Consider the following 11,738-nt stretch of genomic DNA (forward strand, 5'->3'; position numbering starts at 1 on the left):
TTAGCGGGGATCCAAAGCGAACGTGGAACGCTAATGCAAAGTAGCTGCCGAAATCTTACAGAAGGCAGTTTAGGGACGTGCGCTCTCGATCGAAGATTTAAGGCATATCCGCGCACAGCAGAAGTCGTGACACAGTTCTTCCAGACGGACCGCTTAAAGACGTTGACCGTTAACTACCTAAATTATCCCAGAATTAAACTAAACTGTCGTATTTGTTGAACCTACATTTATGCTTTCCGCGAGTACAGCTTTCAACTTTTCCTTCATGTCTCGCATTTTTGCAGTCCGGCGGTCGAGTTTAGCGCCGTTGTGCTTAAGAGCTTTGATCGCAGTCGTAATAGACTCGCATCCTTCCTCAAATACTTTCAAGGCTTTCTCTGGATCGAGCATCACTTTATCCATAGCGTGGCAATAAGTCTTTGATCGTTTTTTCGTCGGGTCAAGGCCGAGTTCGCGCTCGGTGATGAGCCGAGCCGCCATCACCAGCTGAAAGCGAAATGCTTTCCATTCAGATGCGATGCGCCGATTGCGGAAAAGGAACTCAAGTCGGTAAGCCATGTACGCTGCGGTGTAGTAAGAATGAACCTCGTGCGTCGGTGCAAAAATGTCGGTCCCTATCATGGGGATCAAATCCTTATAATAGCGCCCAACTTGGTTGGGTTGCTCAAGGTAGACAGACGCATAGACCTTGAGCAGGAACTCTTTAGTAATGATTCTAACCTTCTCAATGCCCACCACCGTGTTGAATTGGCCCGGCCTACGCTCGTAGAATAATCTTTGATCGTCGGGCTTTGACTCAAAATAAATCTCTATTGCTTTATGAATTGGATCTAGAGCCCAAAAACTCTCTTGATCGACTCTGTTTTGTTGATTTGATGCAATAATTACTTGCCGAATAATATCTTCGTTCTTTGTTGCAACGATCTTAACCGGTATCATTGTATCGTTATTTTGGTTATGCGCAGTCTGAACAATAACGTGGCTTGTTTGACAGCCGTTGACGATCTGGAAGTCCTCGAGGGTGAACTGGGAGCCAACGCGTTGCAGCTTTCTTGTGACAATGGTGATGCCATTATTCCTTAAAGGAAACTGAATACAATTCTGAGAACTCAAGGTTTCCGCGATCGATTTATTAACCGGTGTGTCACCTTGGAAGTCTCGGATGTTATCGAAAAAAAGCCGACGACGCACAGCGCCTTCTTCATCGGTAATCATTTTGAGGTACTCACCGATCGAGAGAAGGCCGATGTAGGACTCCCTGACGTCAGGGATTTCCGGTATGGAGACATTTTGACCGAAGGAGACCGTCACCCGGAAGGCATTTTTGGTCTGAAAATACAGCTTCTGGATCCGAGTTGCATCCACTGGGTGGAACGCTACTCCTTCAAACATGTGTAAACTCCTTAGCTGGGTAACAGCTCCGTCGCGAATAGCGCAGAGGTTTCGATCCTCATTCCAAGTGCCCGTAGTTGCATAGTAGAGTGAAAGCTTGGGTAAGCCCCTAGCGAATTTGGCAGCGGCCTGATAGAGCTTATTCTTGACGCGATGCAGCTCAATTATCCGCTCACTTTGAACGAAGGCGGTTTGTTGATTAGAGAAATCAGTGGCCGCCTGGAGAAACTTTGATAAATCGCCTGCATCAAAACTTGAGCTGGTCTTCGACTGAACGAACACAAATTGCATCTGTAACACAGCATGGTGCTCTATAATATCATCAATCTGATCCTCATCATCTACGATCGTATCGTTTACAATAATTGCGACGCCGTCGATTCCGAACTCCCCTTTGCCCGTTGAAATAACGCTAAAATCAAATTCTTCTTGATAAACATCTGACACAACGATGTAGTTTATAAATCCTTCGAATTTGTCAGCTTCAGCTTCTACATCTATCTTCTGACTCAACGCAAATTCCCTTAATAAACTTTGCGTGACAACGTCCATCACGGTCCCCATCGAGCTATGTGAAGGCTAGCGTGGAAAGTCTGACTCGTCCGCATCGCCAAGCTCCCTACGCTGTCCTTTAGTCGGAGGTACCGACCAATCGTTTTTAGGGGAGGACGGTGCCGTCTAAGGTCACCACCAGCGGACATTGACAACGAGGTTTGTGCCCGCGTCCGAAAGGTGTGGCAGAGGCGACCAATCTCCTCTCGAGATTGTCGTTTTGTAAGTGGCCACTGTTGAGTCCAACGTCCACCCACAAGGACGAGCGCCAGGAGGCCGCCGAGGAGGAGATGCTGTCCCGCCTCGTCGCGCTCAACGCCGAGCGCGCCCGCGAGGAGGCGCGCGGTCACGTGCGCTGGCTGCGCCCAGACTACCAGATCCCGAAGCTCGGCCACAAAGTGAGGCGGCCGGAGGAGCAGATCGAGGCGGACGTCGCCGTCGCAGTCGCCGCCGAGAGCGCGCCGTGGCCCGCCGAGGAGCGCGAGCAGTTCTCCGCCGTGCGCGCGTTGATCGACGCGGCGGCCGAGCCGATCTCGACCGAGGCCGTCGCCCGCGCCTTCAAGGGCCGCCTCTCGCCGCAACGCAAGCAGCGCGTCGAGGAGGTGCTCGGCGTGCTCGCCGACCTTGGCATCGTCCGCTCCGGCCAGCGCGAGGGCACAACGCTCTACTTCACTCGCCGCTGACCAGCTCGCCCGCTCTCCAAGGCGCCGGTCCTGCAGGAGGCATCGTGCGCATTCGCTCGCGAGGGGGTTCGAGCGCCCCGAATCGGTAGCCGCGCGCTAGCCACCCCCGTTGAGCGCGGCCTGCGCCGCCGCGAGCCTCGCGATGGGCACGCGGAAGGGGGAGCAGGAGACGTAGTCGAGGCGGACCGTCTCGCAGAAGGCGATGCTCGCGGGGTCGCCGCCGTGCTCGCCGCAGATGCCCATCTTGATGTCGGGGCGCGTCGCGCGGCCCCGCTCGGCGCCGATCCTGATGAGCTCGCCCACGCCGTCCACGTCGATGGACACGAACGGGTCGACGTCGATGATCGACTCCCGCAGGTAGGCGCCGAGGAACACGCCGGCGTCGTCGCGGCTGATGCCGAAGGTCGTCTGCGTCAGGTCGTTGGTGCCGAAGGAGAAGAACTCGGCCACCTCGGCGATCTGGCCCGCGTTGAGCGCCGCGCGCGGTAGCTCCACCATGGTCCCCACCTGGTAGGCGAAGGTCTGGCCGGTCTCCTCGGAGACGGCGCGGGCGGTGGCGTCGATCCGCTTCTTGACGAACTCCAGCTCGGTCTTGAGGCCGACGAGCGGCACCATGACTTCGGGCTCCACCGGCGAGCCGGTCTTCTGCGCCGCGGCGATGGCGGCCTCGAAGATCGCGCGGGACTGCATCTCGGCGATCTCCGGGTAGGAGACGGCGAGGCGGCAGCCGCGGTGGCCGAGCATCGGGTTGAACTCGGCGAGCGCCTGGGCGCGGTTCCTCAGCTTGTCGGGGTCGGCGCCCAACGCCTCGGCGACCTCGGCGATCTCCTCGTCCGACTCGGGGATGAACTCGTGGAGCGGCGGGTCGAGCAGGCGGATCGTCACCGGCAGGCCGGCCATGATCTCGAACAGCTGCGTGAAGTCCTCGCGCTGCATGGGCAGCAGCTTGTCGAGGGCGGCGCGCCGGCCGGGGATGTCGTCGGCGAGGATCATCTCGCGCATCGCCATGATGCGCGCGGGGTCGAAGAACATGTGCTCGGTGCGGCACAGCCCGATGCCCTCGGCGCCGAAGTCGCGCGCGGTGCGCGCGTCGTGCGGCGTGTCGGCGTTGGTGCGCACCTTCATGCGGCGGGCGCCGTCGGCCCAGCCCATGAGGCGCTGGAAGTCGCCGGAGAGCTCGGGCTTCAGCATCGGCACCTCGCCGAGGAGGACCTCGCCGGAGCCGCCGTCGATGGTGATCTTGTCGCCGGCCTTCAGGGTCACGTCGCCGGCCTGGATGGTCTGCCTGTCGTAGTCGATGCGCACGGAGCCCGCGCCCGACACGCAGGGCTTGCCCATGCCGCGGGCGACGACGGCGGCGTGGCTCGTCATGCCGCCGCGCGTCGTGAAGATGCCCTCGGCCGCGTGCATGCCGGAGATGTCCTCGGGGCTCGTCTCGATGCGGCACAGGATGCAGGGGCGGCCCATGGCGGCGAGGCGCTCGGCGTCCTCGGAGGAGAACACGATCTCGCCCGCCGCGGCGCCGGGCGAGGCGGGCAGCGCCTTGGCGAACAGCGTCTTCTCCCCCTCGGGGTCGATCATCGGGTGGAGGAGCTGGTCGAGCGAGCCGGGCTCGATGCGCTTGACCGCCTCGTCCTCGGTGATGATGCCCTCGTCGACCATGTCGACGGCGATCTTGAGCGCGGCCTTGGCGGTGCGCTTGCCCGATCGGGTCTGCAGCATCCACAGCTTGCCGCGCTCGATGGTGAACTCGAGGTCCTGCACGTCGCGGTAGTGCGCCTCCAGCTTGGCGCAGACGTCGCGGAACTCGGCGAACGCCTCGGGCAGCGCCCGCTCCATGGACGGCTTGTCCGACGCCGCCTCGATGCGCGCGCGCTCGGTGATGTCCTGGGGCGTGCGGATGCCGGCGACGACGTCCTCGCCCTGCGCGTTGATCAGGAACTCGCCGTAGAGCGCGTTCTCGCCGGTGGACGGGTTGCGGGTGAACGCGACGCCGGTGGCGGACGTGTCGCCCATGTTGCCGAACACCATCGCCTGGACGGTGACGGCGGTGCCCCACTTCTCCGGGATCTGGTGCAGGCGGCGGTAGGTGATGGCGCGCTCGTTGCGCCAGGAGCCGAACACGGCGCCGATGGCGCCCCACAGCTGGTCGCGCGGGTCCTGCGGGAAGGGCGAGCCGGTCTCCTCCTCGACGAGGCGCTTGTAGGTGGCGATGAGGCCGCGCCAGTCGTCCGCCGACACCTCGGTGTCGAGCTCCACGCCGAGCTTGTCCTTCAAGCGCATCGAGGTGGCGGTCGAACTTCTGCATCGGCACGCCGAGGACGACGTCGCCGTACATCTGGATGAACCTGCGGTAGGAATCGACCGCGAAGCGCTGGTCCTCGGCGTTCTTCGCCAGCGCGCCCACGGTGTCGTCGTTGAGCCCAAGGTTCAGCACGGTGTCCATCATGCCAGGCATCGAGATGCGGGCGCCGGAGCGCACCGACACGAGGAGCGGCATCGCCGGGTCGCCGAACGTGCGCCCGGTTGAGGCGGCGATCGTGTCGAGCGCGGCGTCCACCTCCGCGAGGAGCTCGGGCGGATAGGTTTGGTCGTGCTCGTAGTAGTAGGTGCACACCTCGGTGGTGATCGTCATGCCGGGAGGCACGGGCAGCCCCAAGCTCGCCATCTCGGCAAGGTTGGCGCCCTTGCCGCCGAGCAGGTCGCGCTGGCTCGCGTCACCCTCGGCCGCACCGTCGCCGAACGTGTACACCCATCTGCCCATTACGAAAGTTCCCCCACCAATCGACGCTCACGTATAATGAAGTGTAGGGGCGCTGGAAACGACGGCCATGGCCAACGTTCCCGCATAGAAGCTTGCGCGCGCCGGCCGGTCGGCTTACGTGCCAGCGCTTGACGAGGCGCGGCGCGTGCCGCGGGCGTGCCGATGCGTCGGCCCCCCACGTGCCCGCTCCGCGGCCGTGCCAGCGCTCGGACGCACGATGGACCCACCCGACGCCCGTGGGCGCGTGACAGGACGTACGCTTTGACAAGGGGATTTGCTTTGGCTCCGCGCATCAAGGTTCCGCTCGGGCCGGTGCTGGCCGCCGCCCTTCTGGCGACGCCGGCCGCGGCCATGCCTTCCGGCAACGAGCTCGCCCCGATCGGTCAACAGCAAGAGCGGGTCGGGGCGATGACCTTCGGCTCGCTCGCCGGCTTCTACCTTGCGGCACGACATGCCTCGGTGAACGAGGACCTCAGCGCCGCTGCAGGCTTCTACGTGTCGGCGCTGTCGAAGGACCGGGACAACACCGAGCTCCTGGAGCCGTCGGTGATCCTCAACGTCGCCTCCGGCAACATCGCCCGCGCCGTCGGGCTCGCCGAGGACCTCCTGCGCTCCGACCCCGAGGACTGGATCGCGCTGACGACGCTGGCGGTCCATCAGCTGCGCTCCGGTGAGCGGGACGCGGCGCGCGAGACGCTCGGCCGGCTGACTGCCGCGGGCGGCCAGATCCAGGAGCTCGTCGCCGGGCTCCTCGACGCCTGGACGCTCGTGGCGCAGGGCCGTGCGGCCGAGGGCATCAACCTCCTCGACGAGCTGAACGGCCCGCGCTGGTACGACGGGTTCACGACCCTTCACGCCGGGCTCATCGCCGACTTCGCGGACCTGTCAAAGATCGCCGACGACCGGCTGCGGCTCGCCTACGAGCGCGCTCCCGACTCCCTGCGCGTGGCAGAGGCTTACGCTCGGCACCTCGCCCGCAGTGGCAGGGCCGACCGGGCGATGGCTGTCCTCGACGTCCTCGACGAGCGGCTTGGTGGCGACGGCTACGTGGAGGCGCTGCGCGAGGCGCTCTCCGGGGGCGGCGACGTCGCCCCCCTGGTGGGTTCGGCGCTCGACGGCGCGGCGGAGGCGCTGCACGGGCTCGGCATCGCCTACAACCGGGACGGTGGCCGCGCGCCGGCGGCGAGCCTCTTCCAGCTCGCGCTGTTCCTCGTGCCGGACCGGCACTTCTCCTCGATGGCGCTCGCCGAGGTGATGGAGAGCCTTCGCCAGTACGAGGCGGCCATCGGCATCTACCGCGGCATCCCCCGCCAGCATCCGCTGTCGCGCAACGCACGGGTCCAGGAGGCGCTGAACCTCAACGTCCTGGAGCGCAACGAGGAGGCGATCGCCCTGCTCGACGAGCTCGTCGCCGCCGATCCGACGGACGTCGGGACCACCATCGTGCTGGGCAACGTCTACCGCAGCCTAGAGCGCTTCGAGGAGGCGAGGTCGGTCTACGATCAGGCGATCACGGCGTTCGGGGAGGTGCCCGACCGGCACTGGACGCTGTACTACTACCGCGGCATCGCCCGCGAGCGCACCGATGATTGGACCGGTGCCGAAGCCGACTTCCGACGCGCGCTCGCCTACGAGCCGGACAACGCGCATACGCTCAACTACCTCGGCTACTCGCTCATCGACCGCGGCGAGAAGCTTGAGGAGGCCATCGACATGGTGCGCCGGGCGGTCGCGGCCGAGCCCACGAACGGCTACATCGTGGACAGCCTCGGCTGGGCGTACTACCGCCTCGGCCGCTACGAGGACGCGGTGCGCGAGCTGGAGCGCGCCGTCAGCCTGATCCCCCTCGACCCCGTCATCAACGACCACCTGGGGGATGCTTACTGGCGCGTCGGACGGCGCCTCGAGGCGATGTTCCAGTGGGCGCACGCGCGCGACAACGATCCTGACGAGGACATCGCGCCGACCATCCTGCGCAAGCTGCGCGAGGGGCTGCCCGACGATCCGCAGCCCGTGCAGGCCGCGGCCAACGAGGCCGACGCGGCCGGCGCGTCATCGGCAACCGCCGAGCCCTCGACGATGCCCGCCGACGCCGAGGACGCGACCGAAGCGACGGACGGCGCGGTGGACCCCGCAGCCGACTGAGTGCAGCTCGCAACGTCCGCCGCGCTCCAGGCGGTCGCCCCCGCCAAGGTCAACCTCGCGCTCCATGTGGTGGGGCAGCGCGAGGACGGCTACCACCTCCTCAACAGCCTCGTCGCCTTCGCCGTGGGGGCCGCCGACCGCGTGACGGTGGCGTTCGGCGAGGCCGAAACGCCGCGTCTGCGCGTCACGGGGCCGTTCGCGGGCGAGGTCCCCGGTGGGCCGAGCAACCTCGTCCTCCGTGCGGCGCAGGCGGTCGGCGGCGTGGCAAGCGTGTGGCTCACGAAGTCGCTGCCCGTCGCCGCTGGCGTCGGCGGGGGCTCGGCGGACGCTGCGGCCGTCCTTCGTGCGGTCGCCCACGGCCGCGGCGTTGCGCCGAGCTCGCTTGCCGGCGTCGCCCTCGCACTCGGGGCGGACGTTCCCATGTGCCTGTCGGGCCGACCTGCCCTCGTCGCCGGGATCGGCGAGGTGCTTACCGACGTCGCGCTGCCCTCGGTGGAGGCGCTGCTGGTCAACCCACGCGTGCCGGTGTCGACGCAGGACGTCTTCCGCCGTCTGGCGGTGAGGGAGAACCAGCCGCTCCCAACGCCGCCACCACTGGCGGACGCCGACGCGCTCGCCAGCTGGCTCGCGGCGGCACGCAACGACCTCGAAGCCCCCGCCATCGCGCTCGTCCCGGCGATCGCAACGGCGCTCGATGCCTTGCGCGCCACGCAGGGCTGCCTGCTGGCGCGCATGTCGGGGTCCGGCGCCACGGTGGTCGCGCTCTACGGCGACGCCCAGTCCCGCGATGGCGCGGCGGCAGCGATCGGCAGGGACGCCCCGTCGTGGTGGGTCGCGCCGGTGCGGCTTGCGGGCGCCCATGAGGAGCCTGCGCCCGTGTTGCCGGTGCCCGCGACCGCCGCTCTCGGTTAGGGTCGAGGTCGTGCGGACAGCTCGTCGGCGATGCCCGCGTCGACGAGGAGCGCGCGCGCCTTGCCGAGCCGCTGGCGGCTCACCAGGACTCGGCGCGGCAGGACGCCGAGCGACCCCTCGAGCACGCTCATGTTCTGGTCGACGACGAGGTGCTCGATGCCCGCCTCCGACAACAGGGCTTCGACGAACGAGATCAACACGACGTCGTTCGTGCGCAGCAGCTCGTCCAAGCTGGTCCTCCTGCACCGCCACGGCGACGGAGCGTGACGGTTGGGCTCCGGTGGCGCCGCCCGGCCTCGCGACCTGCGCGCCGCGACGCCTTGGCCCGCGCCACCGCTTGCCCGGGCCAAGGCGTGCGCCTATGGTCCCCAACATGCTCCACACGCTCGCAGCGACCCCGTGACGGCGCCCGCCGCGACAGCACCGTCCGCGTCCGGCGACATCGATCGGCTAAGCTCAAGCGTCGCCGATCGTCTGAGCGAGGTCAACGCCCTCATCCTCGAGCATGCGGGCTCCGACGTCGCGATGATCCCGGCGATCGCGGATCACCTGATCTCCTCAGGGGGCAAGCGCATCCGCCCGATGCTGACGCTCGGTACGGCCAAGCTCTTCGGCTACGAGGGCGACGGCGATGTGAAGCTCGCGACGGCGGTCGAGTACATGCACACCGCCACCCTGCTCCACGACGATGTGGTCGACGAGAGCGCCATGCGACGGGGCCGCCCCGCCGCGCGCATGATCTGGGGCAACCAGGCGAGCGTGCTGGTCGGCGACTTCCTGCTCGGCCAGGCGTTCAAGCTCATGGTCGCCGTGGGCTCGCTCGAGGCGCTCGACGTGTTCTCACGCGCCGCCGCGACGATCTCTGAAGGGGAGGTGCGCCAGCTCGCCGGGGCGAAGAACCTGTCGGTGGGTGAGGCGCACTACATGGCGGTGATCGACGCCAAGACGGCCGCGCTGTTCGCCGCGGCGACCGCAGCAGGCCCGATCCTCGCCGGCGCGTCCGCGTACCGTCCCAGCCTTGAGTCGTTCGGCCGGCACCTCGGCCTCGCCTTCCAGCTCATCGACGATGTGCTCGACTTCGAGGGCGATGCGGGCGCGCTTGGCAAGAACGTCGGCGATGACCTGCGCGAGGGGAAGGCCACGCTGCCGGTGCTCCTTGCCTACGCGCGAGGGGACGCTGCCGACAGGGCGTTCTGGGAACGCTGCATCGAGCGCGGCGACGTCGAGGACGGGGACGTCCCCACGGCGGTCGTGCTCGTGCGCTCCACGGGGGCGCTGGACGAAGCGCGGCGGCGCGCTCGCGGCTTCGCAGACCGGGCGCTGCAGGACCTCTCACGGGCTCCGGCGTGCCACATGCGCGACATCATCGCCGACGTCGTCGGCTTCGCGGTGAGCCGCCTGCACTAGGCGGACCTCGGCCCCCTCCCCGAAGCGGAGGTTGCCCCCTCCGTCGTCCCCGACGGAGCCGCTGAGCGCACCTTGGCCTCGTCGGTGCCACCAACTGCCCTCATATTTTACTATAATTCGCATCATTTCAGTATTGCGCCACGATGCAAGGCGGGCGAGGCGCGCAACGTCGCTTGGCCGTTGACAATCTCAGCCAGTCTGATGATGTTCGCCGTTACGTGCACTCTGCCTGGCACGAGTAGTTCTTTGAAGTACAATGAACGCAGCGAAAACGAATAGTTGCAACGAGCGTTCTTCGCTACTTGCACGGTTCCTGTCGTGAACAACTTGCCTCGATCGGGGGTGGTGGACCGGGATGGTGCTGGTGCGCGCTCCCTCCCTTTTAGCGCCGGGCAGGAAGGCCTCGGCCGACGATGAGCTCCGAGCGGCTGATGGGGATCGCCGCGATCAAGTGGTTGTCCTCGCCCGAGCACGCGACCGTCTCGGCGATCACGCGGCACCTGCTGCGCTGCCCCACCGCGATGGTGAACCTTGCCGACACCGACGGGCCTGAACTGCCGGACGCGTCGTCGAGCAACCTGACATTCCAGCCGGGCCTCACGTTGTTTTCGCGCTGGACGGTGGCGCGCGGCGGCGTTTTCGTCGTCCTCGACGCGGCCAACGACCCACGCTTCGCCGACAACGTCATGGTGCGCGCCTACCCGCACACGAGGTTCTACGTGGGCACCCCCGTCACCGTCCGCGGTCGCACCATCGGGGTCCTGTGCGCCGTCGACTACGCCGCTCGCCAGGCCCCCGAGCCCAACGCGCTCGACGCCTTGATGTCGCTCGCCTCGCTGTGCGGCGAGGCCATCGAACACACCGCGACGCGGCTCATGGGGCCCGTGCGTGGGGACCAGTTCGACCTCGTGGCCGAGCGCTCGGACGCGGCGGTGCTCACCGTGACCGAGGGCGGGCTCGTGGCGTTCGCCAACCGCGCGGCCAACCGCTTGCTGCGCGCGCCGACGGACGCGCTGCTTGGTGCGCCCGTGGGGCACTACATCGTCGGGTGGGAGCGCCTCCTCACGATGTTCGAGCAGGCCTTCGCCGCGTTGGCCGAGGGGCAGGATCGCGTTAGGTCCATCCTCGTGGAGGCGGCCGCGGCGGACGGCGCCATCGTCCCGGCGCGGGCGTCGATCAGCCACGTCGCTGAGATGGGCGAGTTCGTCTGGCGCCTCGTCCTGTCCGAGCTGCCGACGGGCGACAGCGTCAGCCGACTTGGTCCGCCCGGTCTGGAGCGCCGCGCTCGACCGCATGAGCGAGGCGGGTGAAGAACTTCGCGATGAGCCGGCCCGCGGCGGCATCGAGCAGCCGCCCGCCGACCCTTGCCACCGTGCCGCTGATGAGGATCGCATACGCGTAGCTGACCCGTGTGCCGGTGGGGTCGTCGTCGAAGTCGACCCATCCCTCGCCGGTGGAGTTGCCGAGCGGACCACGAGCCCCGCCGAAGAGCACCAAGCTCTCTGGGGCCACGCACTCGGCAAAGCGCGCGGTGACATGCCAGGTACCGCGCACGAAGCCGACGCCGATCCCGACGTCCGCCGCGTAGACCCGTGCGCCATCCTCGTCCGCGCGACGCAGCGTCTCGGCGCCGGGGATGGCGGCTGCGAGGCGGCGCTCGTCCATCACGATGTCCCACAGCTCCCATCGATCGATGGGCACGGTGACCGTTCCCGCCCCGACCATCCTGTAACCGTTGCCGGGGGGCATCGTCGGCGCCGGCCGGCCGGCGCGCAGGTCGGTGAGGTGGGCGGTCGTCATGGCCGGGTTGGATATAAGCGGGTCGGCGCGGGCGGAAAGGCCGATGTGCGGTGCGCTTGATGGCCGGGCGGTGGGGGCCTATG

The 11,738-nt window shown here is 66.5% G+C and carries 8 protein-coding genes and 1 pseudogene; 5 read left to right on the top strand and 4 right to left on the bottom strand.

All coding sequences use genetic code 11. The annotated features are described in order from the left end of the window. Positions 1-198: 198 nt before the first annotated feature. Positions 199-1,944 (bottom strand): AIPR family protein, encoded by a 1,746-nt coding sequence (locus ACOOE8_RS01860; protein ID WP_420394597.1) that lies wholly within the window; start codon positions 1,942-1,944, stop codon positions 199-201. Positions 1,945-2,180: 236 nt separating this feature from the next. Between ACOOE8_RS01860 and ACOOE8_RS01865 the strand changes: the two genes are divergently transcribed. Then, complete coding sequence (locus ACOOE8_RS01865) at positions 2,181-2,627, top strand: hypothetical protein (protein ID WP_420393202.1); 447 nt, start codon at positions 2,181-2,183, stop codon at positions 2,625-2,627. A 96-nt stretch (positions 2,628-2,723) separates the two neighbouring features. On the opposite strand, the pseudogene ppdK reads toward ACOOE8_RS01865, so the two are convergent. Further along, a pseudogene (gene ppdK / locus ACOOE8_RS01870) lies at positions 2,724-5,391 on the bottom strand (pyruvate, phosphate dikinase). Between the two features lie 279 nt (positions 5,392-5,670). On the opposite strand from ppdK, the gene ACOOE8_RS01875 reads away from it, so the two are divergent. Together ACOOE8_RS01875 and ACOOE8_RS01880 are read left to right on the top strand one after the other, a co-directional pair. After that, positions 5,671-7,536 (top strand): tetratricopeptide repeat protein, encoded by a 1,866-nt coding sequence (locus ACOOE8_RS01875; protein WP_420393203.1) that lies wholly within the window; start codon positions 5,671-5,673, stop codon positions 7,534-7,536. Further along, positions 7,537-8,448: a 4-(cytidine 5'-diphospho)-2-C-methyl-D-erythritol kinase gene (locus ACOOE8_RS01880; RefSeq protein WP_420393204.1), complete on the top strand. Its 912-nt coding sequence runs from the start codon at positions 7,537-7,539 to the stop codon at positions 8,446-8,448. Here the strand turns inward: ACOOE8_RS01880 and ACOOE8_RS01885 are convergent. After that, a complete protein-coding gene (locus tag ACOOE8_RS01885; protein WP_420393205.1) occupies positions 8,445-8,678 on the bottom strand; it encodes a DUF2007 domain-containing protein in 234 nt (77 codons plus the stop codon). The genes ACOOE8_RS01880 and ACOOE8_RS01885 overlap by 4 nt on opposite strands. Positions 8,679-8,847: 169 nt before the next feature. On the opposite strand from ACOOE8_RS01885, the gene ACOOE8_RS01890 reads away from it, so the two are divergent. Both ACOOE8_RS01890 and ACOOE8_RS01895 read left to right on the top strand, forming a co-directional pair. Beyond that, entirely contained in the window at positions 8,848-9,855 is a 1,008-nt protein-coding gene (locus ACOOE8_RS01890) for a polyprenyl synthetase family protein (RefSeq protein ID WP_420393206.1), read from the top strand. Positions 9,856-10,268: 413 nt separating this feature from the next. Continuing rightward, positions 10,269-11,165, top strand: coding sequence for a GAF domain-containing protein (locus ACOOE8_RS01895; RefSeq protein ID WP_420393207.1), 897 nt, complete (start codon positions 10,269-10,271; stop codon positions 11,163-11,165). On the opposite strand, the gene ACOOE8_RS01900 is transcribed toward ACOOE8_RS01895, so the two are convergent. Continuing rightward, the gene (locus ACOOE8_RS01900; RefSeq protein WP_420393208.1) at positions 11,104-11,655 is read right to left on the bottom strand and encodes an SRPBCC family protein; all 552 of its coding nucleotides are present in this window, start codon (positions 11,653-11,655) and stop codon (positions 11,104-11,106) included. The two genes, ACOOE8_RS01895 and ACOOE8_RS01900, sit on opposite strands and share 62 nt — an antisense overlap. Between the last annotated feature and the right edge of the window lie 83 nt (positions 11,656-11,738).

The organism is Acuticoccus sp., assembly GCF_965213555.1.
Classification (GTDB): domain Bacteria; phylum Pseudomonadota; class Alphaproteobacteria; order Rhizobiales; family Amorphaceae; genus Acuticoccus.

Bases quoted from the DNA above. Each gene is read 5' to 3' on its own strand.
- ACOOE8_RS01860 (WP_420394597.1), bottom strand. From the start codon at position 1,944: ATGGACGTTGTCACGCAAAGTTTATTAAGGGAATTTGCGTTGAGTCAG.
- ACOOE8_RS01895 (WP_420393207.1), top strand. From the start codon at position 10,269: ATGAGCTCCGAGCGGCTGATGGGGATCGCCGCGATCAAGTGGTTGTCC.
- ACOOE8_RS01900 (WP_420393208.1), bottom strand. From the start codon at position 11,655: ATGACGACCGCCCACCTCACCGACCTGCGCGCCGGCCGGCCGGCGCCG.